The sequence below is a fragment of the Pseudonocardia sp. DxW genome (assembly GCF_058448985.1).
Window position 1 is genome coordinate 42,460 of record NZ_JBZFLK010000008.1, and the last position, 15,545, is coordinate 58,004.

Sequence of the window (15,545 nt, forward strand, 5' to 3'; positions counted from 1 at the left end):
TGTGAGCCGCGCGGGTCGGCCCGGCGACGAACGACCGGCGGTCGCTCAGCGGGCGGTGAACCCGCCGTCGACGCGCAGCTCGGCGCCGTTCACCATCGCCGCCTCGGCCGACGCCAGATACACCACGGCCGCGGCGATCTCGGACGGCTCGGCGAACCGCCGGGCGGGGATCTCGGCGCGGTGCGCGTCGCCGGCCGGGTTGTCCCAGACCTCGCGGCCCAGCGCGGTGAGCACGACGGTCGGCGACACCGCGTTCACGGTCACCCCGTGCGGCCCCCACTCCACGGCGAGGGTGCGGGTGAGCCCGTTGATCCCGGCCTTCGACGCGCAGTAGGCCGCATGCTTCTCCAGACCGCTGCTCGCCGCCTGGGACGCCAGGTTCACGATCCGGCCGTGGCCCTGCTCCACCATCACCCGCCCGGCGGCCTGCGCCATCAGCCACGATCCGGTCAGGTTGACGTCGAGGGTCCGGCGCCACTCGTCGACACCCAGCTCCAGGGCGGGCGCGAGCAGCGCCAGCCCGGCCGAGTTGACCAGCACGTCGAGCCGGCCGTGCCGGTCGAGCACCTCGTCCACGCAGGCGCGCACCGAGTCCGGGTCGGCGACGTCCACCCGGTGCGCCGAGGTGCACCCACCGAGCCCGTCGGTGCGCAGGTCGGCCCCGGCGACGACGGCGCCCTGCGCGGCGAGCGCGCCCGCCACCTCGGCGCCGATCCCGGAGGCGGCGCCGGTCACCAGGGCCACCCTGCCCGTCAGGTCGAACATCAGCAGTCCGTCCCCACCGTCCCGGCCGCGGCGGTGCGCTCGCCGTCCCGGCGGTCGTAGCCGTCCAGCGCGGCGACCTTCTCGGCCGACGCGGACTGCGGGTCGAACCGGTGGTCCAGCCAGTCCGAGGCGAGCTTGCGGGCCAGCTCGATGCCGACCACGCGCTGCCCGAAGCAGAGCACCTGGGCGTCGTTGGACTTGACCGAGCGCTCCACCGAGAACGGGTCGTGCGCGGTCACCGCCCGGATGCCGGGCACCTTGTTCGCCGAGATCGCGACGCCGAGCCCGGTGCCGCAGACCAGCAGCGCGCGATCGGCCTCGCCGTCGGCGACCTTGCGGGCCGCGGCCACCCCGATGTGCGGGTAGGCGGTGTGCCCGTCGGCGGCCACCCCGACGTCGATCACCTCGGCGACCCGGTCGTCGGCCTGCAGATCGGCCTTGAGCCGTTCCTTGTAGTCGAACCCGGCGTCGTCGGCACCGACCACGATGCGCAGCTTGTCGCTCATCCGTCCTCCAGAACTCGTCCGACCGCGGTGACGATCAGCGCCATCGAGGTCGCCCCCGCGTCGGGCGTCCCCACGCTCTTCTCGGCCAGCGGCCGGGCGCGCCCGATCCGCGGGCGCAGCTCGGCGGTGTCCCGCGCGCCCGCCGTCGCGCTGTCCGCGGCGGCGGTCCAGGCGGTGGCGAGGTCCGCGCCCGCCGCGACCCGTCGCTGCAGGTCGTCGGCGAACGGCAGCAGCGCGTCGAGCAGCGTCTTGTCGCCCGGCCGGGCCCCGCCGAGCTGCTCGATGGTGCTCGCGAACTCGCGGACGCCGGCGGCGACGACGTCGGCCGGGTAGCCGTCCGCGGAGTCGCCGAGATGCCGGCCGAACGACTCCAGCGCGGCCCCCCAGAGCACGCCGGAGGTGCCGCCCGCCCGCTCGGCCCAGGCCTGGCCGGCCTGCTGGAGCAGCCAGCCGCCGCCGACCTCGGGACCGAGGTCGGCGATCCGCGCGGTCGCGGCGGTGATCCCCTTGAGCATGCCGCGGCCGTGGTCGCCGTCCCCGGCGACGGCGTCGATCCGGCCGAGCTCGTGCTCGTGCTCCCGGACCGTCGCCTCGACGGCGGCGAGCGCGTCGCGCACGGTGCCGGCCAGCCGGCGGGCGGCCTCGCCCGCCTCCGGCGCGGTGACGGCGGCCTGCGCGCCGGCCAGCTCGTCGCTGCTCGGGGCGCGCAGCCCGGCCAGCGGCGCGCCTGCCTTGCGGTAGGCGGGGGTGTAGGCGTCGGCCCGCCACAGCGGGTCCAGCTCGTCGTCGAGCCACATCAGGGTGAGCGAGCAGCCGCCCATGTCCAGGCTGGTCACGAGCTCGCCGACCTCGGGACCGACGATCTCGTACCCGGCGTCGCGCAGCCGCCGCGCGACGTGCCCCCAGAGCAGGAACAGCTCCTCGTACTTGGTCGTCCCGAGTCCGTTGAGGATCGCGCCGACCCGGCTGCCCGCGCCGGCCGGGGCGGCCTTCAGGACGTCGTCGACCAGCAGGTCGGCGAGCTCGCGGGCGGGCAGCATCGGGACGTCCCGGATCCCGGGCTCGCCGTGGATGCCCAGGCCGAGCCCGAGATGCCCGTCCGGCACGGTGAACAGCGGCTCGTCCTCGCCGGGCATGGTGCAGCCGGCGAAGGCGACGCCCAGGGTGCGGGTCGCGGCGTTCGCGGCCCGGCCGAGGCGTTCCACCTCGTCGATGTCGTGGCCGCGCGCGGCGGCGGCGCCCATCACCTTGAACACGGTGAAGTCGCCGGCGATGCCGCGGCGGCGCTCCTCGTCGGCGGCGGAGGCGATGTCGTCGGTGACGACCACGATCCGGGCGTCGATCCCGTCGGCGCGCAGCCGCTCGGCGGCGATCCCGAAGTTGATCACGTCGCCGGCGTAGTTGCCGAAGCTGAAGATCACGCCGCGGCCCTGGTCGGCGGCCCGGCCGACGGAGTACGCCTGGGCCGCCGACGGCGAGGTGAAGATGTTGCCGACCACGGCACCGTGCGCCAGCCCGGGCCCGACCGTCCCGCAGAACGCCGGGTAGTGACCCGATCCGCCGCCGATCACCACCGCGACCTGCGGGTCGTCGCCGCGGTGGGCGACCACGCCGCCGTGCACCCCTCGGACACGGTCGGCGTAGAGATCGAGGAAACCGGCGAGCTGGTCGTCGGCGAACTCGGCCGGGTCGTCGTAGATGCGGGTCATGCGCGCTCACCCACTCCGGCGGAGTCGGCCGAGGTGGGCAGGTCCTCCGCGCGCTGGGGGACGTCGAGCCAGTACATCATCACGAAGGCGGCCCCGTAGAGGGCGACGAAGGCCCAGACGACGCCGACGTTGCCGGTGCCGAGCGCCAGCATGATCGCGACGACGGCCGCGCCCAGGAACGCGGCGCCACCGGCCGCGGTGGTGTACATGGCCATCGCGGCTCCCTTGTGGTCGGGTGCCAGCGCGGGCATGATCGCGCCCATCGGGACGAACCCGGCGAGCAGGCAGCCGAAGACGCAGCCGGCCGCGACGGAGACCCAGAAGCCCCAGGTGGAGCCGGCCGGGACGGCCTGCGGCACGTACCACCAGAGCAGCAGGCCCACGGCGGAGCCGAACACGCCGAACCACTGCACGGTGCGGCGCCAGCCCCACCTGTCGCCGACCCAGCCGAACACGGCGTTGACACCGATGTTCGTCGCGTACACGAACACGGTCATGGTCAGCCAGCGGTTCTGGCCCCAGCCGAGATCGACGGCGATGACGGTCGGCAGGATGACGAACATGCCGTACTGCGGCGCGGTGTTGATCAGCCGGACCAGGAAGCCCATCAGGATCCGCGGGTTCTTCGCGGTCAGCCGCAGGCCGGCGGTGAGCACCTGGGCGCTGGTCTCGCCGGCCGGGGCGAGGCGCCGGTGGGCGTGTCCCTCGTGGACGCCGAAGTGGCAGATCGCCCAGCCGGCGACGACGAGCGCGGTCGCGCCGACCATCGCGGCGGTCTCGCCGCCGGTCCCGCCGCCGAACGCCGGGATCATGCCGATCGCGAACAGCGAGCCCAGGGTGGGCAGGCCGCCGGTGAACATCACGTAGAACCAGCCGACGGCGGCGCCGTTGCGGGAGTACGGGGTGACCGCGGTGACCCACACCAGGAAGGCGAAGGCGAACAGCGGGTAGCCGAAGCCGCGCAGGAAGTAGGTGATGACGACGCCCCAGAAGCTCTCCGCCTGCAGGCTCAGCAGGAAGAGCACCTCGAACACGACCCAGACGACGACGCCGAGGGTCATCACCCGGCGCGGTCCCCACAGGTCGGCGAGCGCGCCGGCCAGGTAGCTGGCGACGAGCACGGCGAGGCCGTACATCGAGATGATCGTGGCGACGGTGGCCTCGGGCGAGCCGAGGACCGCCTCGATGTGCGGCGAGATGAAGTTCGACTCGGTGCCGTTGCCGGTCATGAAGACCAGCAGGCCGAGGAATCCCCAGCGCAGCGAGTGCGGGATGCCGAGCCGGTCGAGGAAGGTCTCCTTCACGTCCGGCCCCCTCACGCGTTCGGGAGGATCGAGACCTTCACCGACGCACCGGAGGTGTCGCCGACCAGGTCGAGGGCCTTCTGGAACTCCGCGAGCGGCACCTGGTGGGTGCAGATGTCGGCGACCGGGAGCTTGCCGTCCTCCAGCATCTTGATCGCGGCGGGCCAGCAGTGCGGGCCGAGGTGGGCGCCGCGGACGTCGAGCTCCTTGTCGTCGGAGATGATCGACCAGTCCACCGTCACGTCGGACCCGAAGACCGAGTACTCGACGAAGGTGCCCAGCTTGCGCAGCAGGTTGAGGCCCTGCGCGACGGCCGGGACGGCGCCGGAGCCCTCCAGGTAGACGTCGGCGCCGTAGCCGTCGGTCAGCTCCCTGACCCGGGCGACGGCGTCCTCCCGGCCGATGTTGATCGTGAGATCGGCGCCGGTGCGGCGGCCCAGCTCCAGCTTGTCGTCGTCGAGGTCCAGCGCGATCAGCAGCCGCGGGTTCTTGGCGCGGGCGCCGGCGATCAGGCCCAGCCCGATCGGGCCGCAGCCGGCGACGACCACCACGTCGTCGAAGGAGATGGTGGCCCGCTCGACCGCGTGCAGCGCGCAGGACAGCGGCTCGGCGAACGCGGCGTGCTGCGGCTCCAGGTCCGGCGAGACCCGGTGCACCCGGGCGCGGGTCGGGACCAGCATGTACTGGGCCATCGCGCCGTTGAAGTTGCGGAAGCCGAACATGTCGTGCGGCCCGCACATCCAGTACTGGCCGCGCAGGCAGTAGCGGCACTCCTCGCAGGGCACGATCTGCTCGCAGGCGACCCGGTCGCCGAGCGCGACGCCGTGCCGGGCGAGCCCGGCGTCGTCGCCGCCGACGATCCGGCCGACGAACTCGTGGCCCGGGGTCACGCCGGTCTGCGCCCAGGCGGGGCGGTTCTCGTCGCCCCAGAACTTGGCGGCGCCGTGGTAGCACTTGAGATCGCTGGCGCAGACGCCGACGGCCTCGACCTGCATGAGCAGCTCTCCCGCGTCCGGCTTCGGGACGTCCACCTCCTCCAGCCGGTAGTCCTCCGGGCCGTGCACGACGACGGCCTGCATCCGGGCGGGAATCGCTGTATCGACAGCCACGGCAGAACCTCCATTGGTGCCATGCGGATCTCTGCATGAACGCTGGTTCTGAGCATGCGTTCTGTTGTGAACATCCGTCAACACATCGGTTCCAGGATGAACAAACGTGCAGTACGGTGGTGCGGCAGGATCGGCCACGACGAAGGGAAACCGGCGATGGCGCCGCGTGGGCTCACCCGCCGCGACCTGGCCCTGATGCACCGGGCGGCGCGGCTGTACTACCTCGACGACCTCAACCAGGCCGCGATCGCGGAGCGGCTGACGGTGTCCCGGCCGACGGTGTCCCGGCTGCTCGCCGAGGCCCGGCGGGTCGGCATCGTCCGGATCACCGTGCACGACCCGGACACCCTGGCCACCGGCGGCGACGACGCGGTCCGGCTGGCCGCGGCACTCGGCGTCGAGCGGGTGTGGCTGGCGCCGTACACGGCGGACCCGCTCGGCCCGGCGCTCGCCGAGCCGGTCGGCGAGGCGCTGCGCGAGGCCGCGCTCGCCCCCGGCGACGTGCTGCTGGTGTCCTCCGGCCGGACCATGTGGGAGATCAGCCACGAGGCGCTGCCCGCGTTCCCCGGCTGCGAGATCGTGCCGACCGTCGGCGGCGTCGCCGAGCCGGAGGCGTGGCATCAGACCAACGAGATCACCCGGGCGCTCGCCGAACGGATGCAGGCGCACCCGCACTTCCTGTTCACCCAGGCCATGCCGTCACCGGCGATGCGGCACACGCTCGCCGAGGACCCCGAGTTCCGGCGGGTCACCGGGTTCTGGGGCCGGGCGCAGGCCGCGCTGGTCGGCGTCGGGGCGCCGCCGGCCGGGCGCGAGTCGATCTCCACCTCGGTCCCGCTGGACGACGAGGGGCTGCGCGCCGGCGCCGGCGACGTGTGCCTGAACTTCTACCGCGCCGACGGCGGCGAGATCGCGTTCCCGGGCAGCGACCGGATGGTCCGGATCTCCCCCGACGAGCTGCGGAAGGTGCCGCGGACGATCGCGGTGGCCGTCGGGGCGGAGAAGGTGCCGAGCATCGTCGGCGGGGCGCGGGCGGGGCTGTTCAACCGGCTCGCCACCGACGCCCCGACGGCGCGGGCGCTGCTGGAGGCGCTGGGCGGGGGGTGAGACGGCGCCGGCCGGGGCGCGGCTGCGCGGTAGCGTGAGCCGATGCGTGCATCGGGGCCGGTGGTCGGGCTCGTCGGATGCGCGGCGGGCGGTGTCGAGACCGTCGGCGAGTCGTTCGTCCGGCCGGCCCGGGCCCGAGGCTGGGGTGTGGCCGTCACGCTCACGCCGACCGCCGGATCCTGGCCGGCGGGCTCGGACGAGCTGGCGACGCTGCAGGATGCGGCCGGGCTCCCGGTGCGGACCAGCCCCCGGCTCCCCGGCCAGCGGAGCCCCCATCCTCCCCTCGACTGCTGTGTCGTGGCCCCGGCCAGCGCGAACTCGGTCGCGAAGCTGGCGCTGGGCATCGGGGACAGCCAGGCACTCACCCTGCTGTGCGAGTTGCTCGGCAACCCGGCGATCCCGCTCGTCGTGTTCCCGAGGGTCAACGCCGCACACACCCGCCATCCGGCCTGGCCCGGCCACCTCGCCACGCTGCGGGCCGCGGGGGTGCGGCTGATCGAAGGGCCCGGAGTCTGGGAACTCCACGAGCCGGGACGTGCACCGGCGAACCGCCCGCTCCCGTGGGACACGATCCTGGCCGCGACCGAGCACGCACTCGACGGCCGCATCTGACCGTCGAACCCGGACGGTCGGTCCGGGTCGGCCCACCGTTTCGGGCACCGCGATGACCCGCTCGTGGTGGAGGTCCTCCGCGGGTGTCACGCGACCACACCCGCCGGAGGAGGCCTCAGCCGGTGACCGGCGACTCCCAGGCCGTCCCGGTGATCCTCCGGTACACCTCGGCGTAGCGGTCCTGGACGACCTTCACCACGTCATCGGGCACCTCAGGGCCGGGCGCGGTGCGGTCCCAGTCCAGGCCGGCCGACCAGTCGCGCACGTACTGCTTGTCGAAGGAGAACTGCGGGCGCCCGGGCTGGTAGGAGTCGGCGGGCCAGAACCGCGACGAGTCCGGGGTGAGCACCTCGTCGCCGAGGACGATCTCGCCGTCGGTGTCCCGGCCGAACTCCAGCTTGGTGTCGGCGACCAGGATGCCGCCGGCGGCGGCCGACTCGGCGCCGCGCCGGTAGACCTCCAGGGTCAGCGCGCGCAGCCGCTCGGCGGTGTCCGCGCCGACCAGCGCGACGACGTCGTCGAAGGTCATGAACTCGTCGTGCTCGCCGACCGCCGCCTTGGTGGTCGGGGTGAAGATCGGCTCGGGCAGCCGGGAGCCCTCGACGAGGCCGTCCGGCAGCCGCACGCCGGAGACGGTGCCGTCCTTCTGGTACTCCTTCAGGCCCAGCCCGGTGAGGTAGCCGCGGGCGATGCACTCCACCGGCAGCATGTCCAGCGGGCGGCAGCGCACCGCCCGCCCGGCGAACGCGGCCGGGATGTCGTGCGTGCCGATGACGTGGTTGGGGACGAGATCGGCGGTCCGGTCGAACCAGAACAGCGACAGCGCGGTGAGGATCGCGCCCTTGTCCGGGACCGGGGTCGGGAGCACCACGTCGTAGATCGAGAGCCGGTCCGAGGCGACCAGCAGCAGCTCCGCCGGGTCCACCGACTCGTCGAGGTAGAGCTCGCGGACCTTGCCCGAGTGGATCAGCCTCACAGGATCCCTCCGGGGGTGTAGGCGGCCGCCTCCGGGTTCTTGGCGGTGATCGCCGCGATCCGCTCGGTGACCGCGGCGACCTGCGCGGCCGCCGCCCCGGTGAAGCGCAGCGGATCGTCGAGCAGCCCGTCGAGCGTGCCGGCGGGGAGCCCGAGCCGGTCGTCGGCGGCGAGCCGGGCGAGCAGGTCGTTGTCGGCCTGGCCCTGCTCGCGCATCGCCAGCGCGACGGCGACCGCGTGCTCCTTGATCACCTCGTGCGCGGTCTCCCGGCCGACCCCGGCCCGCACGGCGGCCATCAGCACCGCGGTCGTCGTGAGGAAGGGCAGGTAGCGGTCCAGCTCGCGGGCGATCACCGCCGGGTAGGCGCCGAACTCGTCGAGCACGGTCAGCGTGGTCTCGAACAGGCCGTCGAGCGCGAAGAAGGCGTCCGGCAGGGCGACCCGGCGGACGACGGAGCAGCTGACGTCGCCCTCGTTCCACTGGGCGCCGGCCAGGTCCGCGGTCATCACCGAGAGTCCGCGCAGGATGGTCATCAGGCCGTTGATGCGTTCCGCGGAACGCGCGTTCATCTTGTGCGGCATGGCGGACGACCCGACCTGCCCCGGGGCGAAGCCCTCGGTGGCGAGCTCGGCGCCTGCCATCAGCCGGATCATGGTGGCCAGCGACGACGGGGCCGCGGCGAGCTGCACCAGCGCGGTGACGACGTCGTGGTCCAGCGAGCGCGGGTAGACCTGGCCGACGCTGGTGAACGCCTCGGCGAACCCGAGGTGCGTCGCGACCCGCTGCTCCAGCTCGTCGAGCTTCGCCGGGTCGCCGTCGAGCAGGTCCAGCATGTCCTGGCTGGTGCCCATCGGGCCCTTGATGCCGCGCAGCGGGTAGCGCGAGCGCAGGTCGTCGAGCCGGGCGTGCGCGACGAGCAGCTCGTCGGCGGCCGAGGCGAAGCGCTTGCCCAGCGTGGTCGTCTGCGCGGCGACGTTGTGGCTGCGGCCGGCCATGACCAGCTCGGCGTACTCGGCGGCGCGCCGGCCGAGCCGGGCCAGGACCGCGACCGTGCGGTCGGCGACCAGCTCCAGGGACAGCCGGATCTGCAGCTGCTCGACGTTCTCGGTGAGGTCCCGGCTGGTCATCCCCTTGTGCACGTGCTCGTGGCCGGCGAGGGCGTTGAACTCCTCGATCCGGGCCTTCACGTCGTGCCGGGTGATCCGCTCGCGATCGGCGATCGAGGCCAGGTCGACCTGCTCGACGACGGCCTCGTAGTCGTCGATCACCGACGACGGCACCTCGATGCCCAGGTCACGCTGGGCGCGCAGGACCGCGATCCACAGCCGTCGCTCCAGCACGATCTTGTACTCGGGGGACCAGAGCCGGACCAGCTCGGGACTCGCGTAGCGCGCGGCCAGCACGTTGGGAATCACGTGGCGCGATGATAATCGCTGGTCGGACGGGTGGGGCGGGCGGGAGCCCCGGCTCACACGGACTGCTCGCCGATCGCCTCGCGCAACGCGTGGCGGGCCACCCCGCGCGGATCCTGCTCGGCCTCGATCAGGGCGGTCAGCACCATGCCGTCGACCAGCGCGGTCACCCGGCGCACCTCGCCCGGCCGCGGACGGCGGCCCGCCGTGCGGGTGAGCGCCTCGTCGAGCAGGGAGTCGAACTCGACCCGCTGGGCGCGCAGCAGCCCGGCCAGGAACGGCCGGTGCCCGGAGCCGATCAGCCGCTCGAACCGGCGCAGCACCGCGCCCAGTCCCTCGTTCCGCGAGCGCGGGCCGAGCAGCAGGTCGAGCACGATCTCGGCCGGGTCGTCCCGGATGTCGAGGCAGCGGCGCGCGTCGGCCAGCTCCTCGCGGCCGAGCCGGTCCAGGCCGGCGCCGACCAGGTCCTCCAGCGAGGAGAAGTAGTAGGTGGTCGCGGCCAGCGGCACCCCGGCCCGCTCGGCGACGGCACGGTGCCGGATCGCGTCGAAGCCCCCCTCCGCGAGCAGCTCGGCAGCTGCCGCGACGAGCAGCGCGCGCCGCCGCTCACCCTTCTCCGTCTGTTTACCGGGGGCCGCCATGGGGTCATCCTGCCTGCCGCGGCGGCATTCTTTCGAGTGAGTTGCCCCGCGTCTCCTCTCCCAGGTGAGGGCGTCATCCGTGACCTTTTCGTGACCCTGCCGTGTCGCTCCGGACGCGGATGACCGACACTGAGGGCGTGCGCCCGTCACCTCGCAGCCGCCGAGCCTCGCGAAGCCCACTGCGCGGCGCCCCCGCGGTGGATCCGGCCGAGCCGATCGACCTCCGCTCGGACACCGTGACCGCACCGACGCCCGCGATGCGCAAGGCGATGTCGGCCGCCGAGGTCGCCGACGACGTGCTCGACCGCGATCCGACGATGCGCGAGCTCGAGGAGCGGGTCGCCGGCCTGCTCGGCGCCACCGACGCGCTGTGGACGCCGACCGGGTCGATGGCGAACCTGATCGCGCTGATGAGCCGGCTCGGCCGTGGCGAGTCGTTCCTGGCCCCGCTCGGCGCGCACGTGCTCGACTTCGAGCTCGGGACGGCCGCCTGGCTGGCCGGCGGGATGCCGCGGCCGCTGCCACACGACGGCGGTCCCGGCAAGATCACCCCGCACGCGGTGCGACGGGCCGCGGTGGACACCGCCGACAACGGCTCCTACGCCGCGCTCCGGCCGACGCTGCTCTGCCTGGAGAACACGCACAACTCGGCGGGCGGCACGGTGACCGCGCCCGAGGAGCACGCGGCCGTCGCCGCGGCCGCCCGCGCCGCCCGGCTCTCGGTGCACCTCGACGGCGCCCGGCTGTGGAACGCCGCCGTCGCGCTCGGCGTGCCGCCCGGCGCGCTCACGGTCGGCGCGGACACCGTCGCGGTCTGCCTGAGCAAGGGTCTCGGCGCCCCGGTCGGGTCGGTCGTCGCCGGATCGGCGGAGTTCACCGAGCAGGCCCGGCGGCTGCGCAAGATGCTGGGCGGCGGCGTCCGGCAGGGTGGCGTGCTGGCCGCGGCCGGGCTGGTCGCCCTGGAGGACGTCGACCGGCTCGCCGAGGACCACGCGCTGGCCACCACGCTCGCCGCGGGCCTGCGCGAACGCGGCTGGCGGGTCCGGGAGCCGCAGACCAACATCGTGCTGCTCGACGTGGCCGACCTGCGCGGCACGATCGCCGCGTTCCGCGAGGCCGGGGTGCGCGCCGGCGCGATCGCCGGGAAGCTGCGGCTGATGACCCACCGGGACGTCACCGAGCGGCACATCGCCGCCGCCCTGGACCGGATCGGGGAGGTCGGCCCGGCCAGCACCGGGTCGCCGGGGGCGCCGCCGGCCCATCTCGGCCGCTCCCGCGACGTGCCGGAGCAGACGCCGCGCACCGCACTGGGCTGACCAGCGCCGGCCGGCCGGTCACACCCAGGCGCGCAGCCGGTCCAGCGCCGCGGTGATCCCCTCGGACGTCCCGGCGCAGGAGAACCGCAGGTAGCCCCCGCCGTCGACCGGATCGAAGTCCGGCCCGGGCGCGACCGCGATCCCGGTCTCGTCGAGCAGCCGGTAGGTCAGCGCCATCGAGTCCTCGCCGGGGCGCAGCAGGTGCGCGACGTCGGCGTAGACGTAGAACGCGCCGTCGGCCGGTGCCAGCCGGTCGATCCCGATCCCGCGCAGCCCGGCCAGCAGCAGGTCCCGGTTGTGCCCGTACCGGACGACGTGCGCGTCCGCCTCGGCGTAGCTCGCCTCGTCGAACGCGGCCAGCGCGGCGTGCTGCGGCAGCGCGGGCGGGCAGACGGTGAAGTTCCCGGCCAGGCCCTCGACGGTGCGGCGCAGCCGCGGCGGGCAGACCAGCCAGCCCAGCCGCCAGCCCGTCATCGAGAAGTACTTGGAGAACGAGTTCACCAGCAGCGCCTCCCGCGAGGTCTCCCAGGCGCAGGCCGTCGCAGGCGAGCCGGGGAACGTGATGCCGTGGTAGATCTCGTCGCTGACCAGCTGGATCCCGCGGCCCTCGCAGTACGACGCGAGCGCCGCCAGCTCGGCCGGCTCCAGCACGGTGCCGGTCGGGTTCGCCGGGCTGGCCAGGATCAGGCCCTTCACCGGCGCGTCGAGCGCCTCCAGCATCGCGACGGTCGGCTGGAACCGGGTCGCCGGCCCGCACGGCAGCTCGACGACCTCGCAGCCCAGCGCGGTGAGGATGTTGCGGTAGCAGGGGTAGCCGGGCCGGGCCAGCGCGACCCGGTCGCCCGCGTCGAACGCGGCGAGGAAGGCCAGCAGGAATCCGCCGGACGAGCCGGTGGTCAGCACGACGTCGTCCGGGTCGACGGTCACGCCCGCGGTCCGCCGGTAGTGGCCGGCCACGGCGGCGCGCAGCTCCGGGATGCCGGGGGCGACGGTGTAGCCGAGCACCTCGGAGTTCAGCGCCTCGGCGGCGGCCCGGCGGACCGGCTCGGGCGCCGGGGTCGACGGCTGCCCGGCCGAGAGGTTGATCAGGTCGCCGTGCGTGCGGGCCCGCTGCGCGGCGGCCGCCCAGACGTCCATCACGTGGAACGGGGCCACCGCGGCCCGGGCGGCGACGGTGAGCTGGGAGGCGGTCGATCCGGTCACCGGTCGAGGGTAGGCCGGTGGACGTGCGCCGGGCCCGGCACCTCCGCCGCCGTGGGGGGTGCCGGGCCCGGATCACACCGGTGCGCGGGCCGGGAGCCCGCCCCGTGAGGGGCAGAACCCGCGCGGTGTCACTCCGCCGCGGCGAGGCCCAGCTCGTCGAGGGCGGCACCGATCTGCGCGCTGGTGTCGGCGACCGCGGCGTCGAGGTACTCGGCGACCGGGGTCAGCTCGGCGGCCTGGGCCGAGCCCGTGAACGCCAGGGTGGCGAGCGGGGCGGCGATCGCGGCACCGACCAGGGTCAGGGCGCGACGACGACGGGCCGGCTGGGGAGCGTTGGCCATGATGGATCCTCCTGTGTCTCGAGGGCACCGGCTGTGCCCCCGTGACACGGAACGATTCCGCCCCGCACCGGATCGATCAAACCATGATGTCCGGATTTACACCGTGTTCAAGATCTTTCTACACGGCCCGCGGCAACGACCAGGGCCTGGACAAGATCGTCCTGGTCAATCGGCTTGTTACTCCATTTAGAGCAAGGTCACTAAGCCATACGGCGGTAACCTCCCGGCAACATCATCCCGGGATGTGGACCTCGCCGCGCTCGGCCCTGAGCCCGATGTCGGTCCGGTGGTGCGATCCGGCGAGCCGGACCGGGGCCAGCCGCGCGTACGCGTCGGCCCGCGCGGCGGCCAGATCGGCGCCCGTCCCGACCACCGACAGCACCCGCCCGCCGGAGGACACGACCGCGCCGTCGTCCCGTCGCCGGGTGCCGGCGTGCAGCACGCCCTCGCCGTCCGCGCCGGTGATCACGTCGCCGAGCCGCGGGGTCGCCGGATAGCCCTCGGCGGCGACGACGACGGTCACCGCGGATCCGTCCGACCACTCCGGCGCCGGCTGCTCGGCGAGCGTCCCGGTCGCCGTCGCGTACAGCAGCCCGGCCAGCGGCGTGCGCAGCAGCGCCAGCACCGCCTGCGTCTCCGGGTCGCCGAAGCGGCAGTTGAACTCGATCACCGCCGGGCCCTGCGAGGTGAGCGCGAGACCGGCGTAGAGCAGTCCGGAGAACCGGGCGCCGCGCTTCTCCAGCTCGACCGCGACCGGCCGGACGATCTTCTCCACCAGTTCGTCGGTCAGGTCGGCGTCGGCCCACGGCAGCGGGCAGTAGGCGCCCATACCGCCGGTGTTCGGGCCGGTGTCGCCGTCGCCGACCCGCTTGAAGTCCTGCGCCGGCAGCAGCGGCACCACGGTGGAACCGTCGACCAGGCAGAACAGCGACGCCTCCGGGCCGTCCAGGAACGACTCGAGCAGCGCCGGATGGCCCGCGTCGAGCAGGCCCAGCGCGTGCGCCCTGGCGATCTCGATGTCGTCGGACACGACGACGCCCTTGCCGGCGGCCAGGCCGTCGTCCTTCACCACGTACGGCGGGCTGAACACGCTCAGCGCGGTGTCCAGGTGCGCGGGGTTGTCCACCACCACCGAGGACGCCGTCGGCACGCCGGCCGAGCTCATCACGGACTTCGCGAACGCCTTCGAGCCCTCGATGCGGGCCGCCTCGCGGCCCGGGCCGAAGCACCGGATCCCCGCGGCCCGGACCGCGTCGGCGGCACCGTTTACCAGCGGTACCTCGGGTCCGATGACGACCAGGTCCGCCTGCCAGGTCCGGGCGACCGACACGACGGCGTCGTTGTCGGCCACGTCCAGACCCAGCTGCTCGGAGACCGCCGCCGTCCCCGCGTTGCCCGGGGCGCAGGCGAGGGCCGTCACCCCCGGGTCCTGCGCCAAGGACACCGCGATGGCGTGCTCGCGCGCGCCGCTTCCCACGACCAGGATTCGCACGGTCGTCGAGCGTATCTGCGCATGTCCGGGGCCGCGCCACCGGCATCGGTCCGGGTGCTGGGAGCGCCGTCCGGGCCGGGGTGCTCCCGACGCCCGGGGACGGGCTCAGCCCGGGGTGCCGGCCAGCCGGTCCAGGATCAGCCCGGTGACCCGCTCCGGGCGCTCCTGCTGCGGGAAGTGCCCGGTGCGCGGGAGGGCGTGGTGGTCGAACCCGGCACCGGCGAACCGGCGGGTGCGGCGCATCGTGGTGTCCAGCACGCAGGGATCGTCGGCGCCGTGCACCTGGAGCACCGGGACGCCGACCGGGCCGGACACGGCGCGGGCGAACCGGTGGCCCTCCGGGCGGAACAGCGACCGCACCGCCCACCGGTAGTACTCCAGCGCGCAGTGCGCGACGGTGGAGATCCGGATCGCCTCCCGGTTCCGGGCCACCGCACCGGCGAAGTCCGCGGTCGTCACCCACTCCGGCCCGGCCCAGGCGCGCATGATCGCCCCGACCCGGGCGCCGTTCCCGGCGCGCAGCGAGCGCTCCGGCAGCCGCGGGACCTGGAAGCCCGCCATGTACCGGCTGGCCCGGCCCTGACCGAGCGGATCGCGCAGCACCGCGTCCCGCATCGTCACCGGGTGCGGGGCGCCGAGCGCGGTCAGCGAACGCACCAGCCGCGGGTGCAGCGCCGTCACGCTCCAGGCGATCGCCGCACCCCAGTCGTGCCCGACGACGTGCGCCCGCCGCTCCCCCAGCGCCCGGATCAGGCCGGCGCAGTCACCGGCGAGGGTCCAGAGGTCGTAGCCGCGCGGGGGCTTGTCGGTGTCGCCGTAGCCGCGCAGGTCGGGGGCGACGGCGTGGAAGCCGGCGTCGCCGAGCGCGCGCAGCTGGTGCCGCCAGGTCCACCAGAACTCGGGGAAGCCGTGCAGCAGCACGACCAGCGGGCCGTCGGCGGGGCCGTGTTCGGCCACGTGGATCCGGATGCCGTTGGCCGACACCGCACGATGCGTCCACGGACCGTCGATCCGCACCAACGCGGGATCGGCCGGCCCGTCGCGGCCCACCG

At 74.3% G+C, this 15,545-nt stretch carries 15 protein-coding genes; 3 read left to right on the forward strand and 12 right to left on the reverse strand.

The features are described 5' to 3' along the window. Positions 1-45: 45 nt before the first annotated feature. Genes ACVJO7_RS14100 through ACVJO7_RS14120 form a run of 5 tightly spaced genes read right to left on the reverse strand, consistent with a single transcriptional unit; the run spans position 46 to position 5,393 of the window. A complete protein-coding gene (locus ACVJO7_RS14100; protein WP_344024929.1) occupies positions 46-765 on the reverse strand; it encodes a GolD/DthD family dehydrogenase in 720 nt (239 codons plus the stop codon). Continuing rightward, positions 765-1,271, reverse strand: coding sequence for a ribose-5-phosphate isomerase (locus ACVJO7_RS14105; protein WP_344024931.1), 507 nt, complete (start codon positions 1,269-1,271; stop codon positions 765-767). The genes ACVJO7_RS14100 and ACVJO7_RS14105 overlap by 1 nt, the downstream gene beginning before the upstream one ends. Beyond that, positions 1,268-2,980 (reverse strand): dihydroxyacetone kinase family protein, encoded by a 1,713-nt coding sequence (locus tag ACVJO7_RS14110; protein WP_491673242.1) that lies wholly within the window; start codon positions 2,978-2,980, stop codon positions 1,268-1,270. Before ACVJO7_RS14110 ends, ACVJO7_RS14105 begins: the two co-directional genes overlap by 4 nt. Continuing rightward, positions 2,977-4,284 (reverse strand): RbtT/DalT/CsbX family MFS transporter, encoded by a 1,308-nt coding sequence (locus tag ACVJO7_RS14115; protein ID WP_491673243.1) that lies wholly within the window; start codon positions 4,282-4,284, stop codon positions 2,977-2,979. Before ACVJO7_RS14115 ends, ACVJO7_RS14110 begins: the two co-directional genes overlap by 4 nt. An 11-nt stretch (positions 4,285-4,295) precedes the next feature. Next, positions 4,296-5,393, reverse strand: a complete 1,098-nt coding sequence (locus tag ACVJO7_RS14120) for an alcohol dehydrogenase catalytic domain-containing protein (protein WP_344024935.1) — start codon at positions 5,391-5,393, stop codon at positions 4,296-4,298. A gap of 156 nt (positions 5,394-5,549) precedes the next feature. On the opposite strand from ACVJO7_RS14120, the gene ACVJO7_RS14125 reads away from it, so the two are divergent. Then, complete coding sequence (locus tag ACVJO7_RS14125; RefSeq protein ID WP_491673244.1) at positions 5,550-6,500, forward strand: sugar-binding transcriptional regulator; 951 nt, start codon at positions 5,550-5,552, stop codon at positions 6,498-6,500. A 42-nt stretch (positions 6,501-6,542) separates the two neighbouring features. Beyond that, positions 6,543-7,112 (forward strand): flavoprotein, encoded by a 570-nt coding sequence (locus tag ACVJO7_RS14130; protein WP_491673245.1) that lies wholly within the window; start codon positions 6,543-6,545, stop codon positions 7,110-7,112. A 115-nt stretch (positions 7,113-7,227) separates the two neighbouring features. Here the strand turns inward: ACVJO7_RS14130 and ACVJO7_RS14135 are convergent, their stop codons facing one another. From ACVJO7_RS14135 to ACVJO7_RS14145, 3 genes are read right to left on the reverse strand one after another with little or no spacing between them, the layout of a single operon-like run. Beyond that, a complete protein-coding gene (locus ACVJO7_RS14135) occupies positions 7,228-8,088 on the reverse strand; it encodes a phosphoribosylaminoimidazolesuccinocarboxamide synthase (RefSeq protein WP_344024938.1) in 861 nt (286 codons plus the stop codon). After that, positions 8,085-9,503 carry an adenylosuccinate lyase gene (purB, locus tag ACVJO7_RS14140; protein WP_491673246.1) on the reverse strand — a complete coding sequence of 473 codons (1,419 nt, stop codon included), beginning with the start codon at positions 9,501-9,503 and terminating at the stop codon, positions 8,085-8,087. The genes ACVJO7_RS14135 and purB overlap by 4 nt, the downstream gene beginning before the upstream one ends. Positions 9,504-9,556: 53 nt before the next feature. Further along, a complete protein-coding gene (locus tag ACVJO7_RS14145; RefSeq protein ID WP_491673247.1) occupies positions 9,557-10,141 on the reverse strand; it encodes a TetR/AcrR family transcriptional regulator in 585 nt (194 codons plus the stop codon). Between the two features lie 119 nt (positions 10,142-10,260). On the opposite strand from ACVJO7_RS14145, the gene ACVJO7_RS14150 reads away from it, so the two are divergent. Beyond that, complete coding sequence (locus tag ACVJO7_RS14150) at positions 10,261-11,457, forward strand: threonine aldolase family protein (protein ID WP_491673248.1); 1,197 nt, start codon at positions 10,261-10,263, stop codon at positions 11,455-11,457. An 18-nt stretch (positions 11,458-11,475) separates the two neighbouring features. Here ACVJO7_RS14150 and ACVJO7_RS14155 read toward each other — a convergent pair whose 3' ends face one another. From ACVJO7_RS14155 to ACVJO7_RS14170, 4 genes are all read right to left on the reverse strand, one after another. Continuing rightward, positions 11,476-12,660, reverse strand: coding sequence for a pyridoxal phosphate-dependent aminotransferase (locus ACVJO7_RS14155; protein ID WP_491673249.1), 1,185 nt, complete (start codon positions 12,658-12,660; stop codon positions 11,476-11,478). Between the two features lie 128 nt (positions 12,661-12,788). Continuing rightward, complete coding sequence (locus tag ACVJO7_RS14160; RefSeq protein WP_344024948.1) at positions 12,789-13,001, reverse strand: hypothetical protein; 213 nt, start codon at positions 12,999-13,001, stop codon at positions 12,789-12,791. Between the two features lie 232 nt (positions 13,002-13,233). Beyond that, a complete protein-coding gene (gene purD / locus ACVJO7_RS14165) occupies positions 13,234-14,493 on the reverse strand; it encodes a phosphoribosylamine--glycine ligase (protein WP_491673250.1) in 1,260 nt (419 codons plus the stop codon). A gap of 105 nt (positions 14,494-14,598) precedes the next feature. Further along, the gene (locus ACVJO7_RS14170; protein WP_491673251.1) at positions 14,599-15,477 is read right to left on the reverse strand and encodes an alpha/beta fold hydrolase; all 879 of its coding nucleotides are present in this window, start codon (positions 15,475-15,477) and stop codon (positions 14,599-14,601) included. Positions 15,478-15,545 lie beyond the last annotated feature (68 nt).

Excerpts from the sequence above, each read along its gene's own strand:
- ACVJO7_RS14100 (WP_344024929.1), bottom strand. The coding sequence starts at position 765 with ATGTTCGACCTGACGGGCAGGGTGGCCCTGGTGACCGGCGCCGCCTCC.
- ACVJO7_RS14105 (WP_344024931.1), bottom strand. The coding sequence starts at position 1,271 with ATGAGCGACAAGCTGCGCATCGTGGTCGGTGCCGACGACGCCGGGTTC.
- ACVJO7_RS14110 (WP_491673242.1), bottom strand. The coding sequence starts at position 2,980 with ATGACCCGCATCTACGACGACCCGGCCGAGTTCGCCGACGACCAGCTC.
- ACVJO7_RS14125 (WP_491673244.1), top strand. The coding sequence starts at position 5,550 with ATGGCGCCGCGTGGGCTCACCCGCCGCGACCTGGCCCTGATGCACCGG.
- ACVJO7_RS14130 (WP_491673245.1), top strand. The coding sequence starts at position 6,543 with ATGCGTGCATCGGGGCCGGTGGTCGGGCTCGTCGGATGCGCGGCGGGC.
- ACVJO7_RS14145 (WP_491673247.1), bottom strand. The coding sequence starts at position 10,141 with ATGGCGGCCCCCGGTAAACAGACGGAGAAGGGTGAGCGGCGGCGCGCG.
- ACVJO7_RS14150 (WP_491673248.1), top strand. The coding sequence starts at position 10,261 with ATGACCGACACTGAGGGCGTGCGCCCGTCACCTCGCAGCCGCCGAGCC.
- ACVJO7_RS14160 (WP_344024948.1), bottom strand. The coding sequence starts at position 13,001 with ATGGCCAACGCTCCCCAGCCGGCCCGTCGTCGTCGCGCCCTGACCCTG.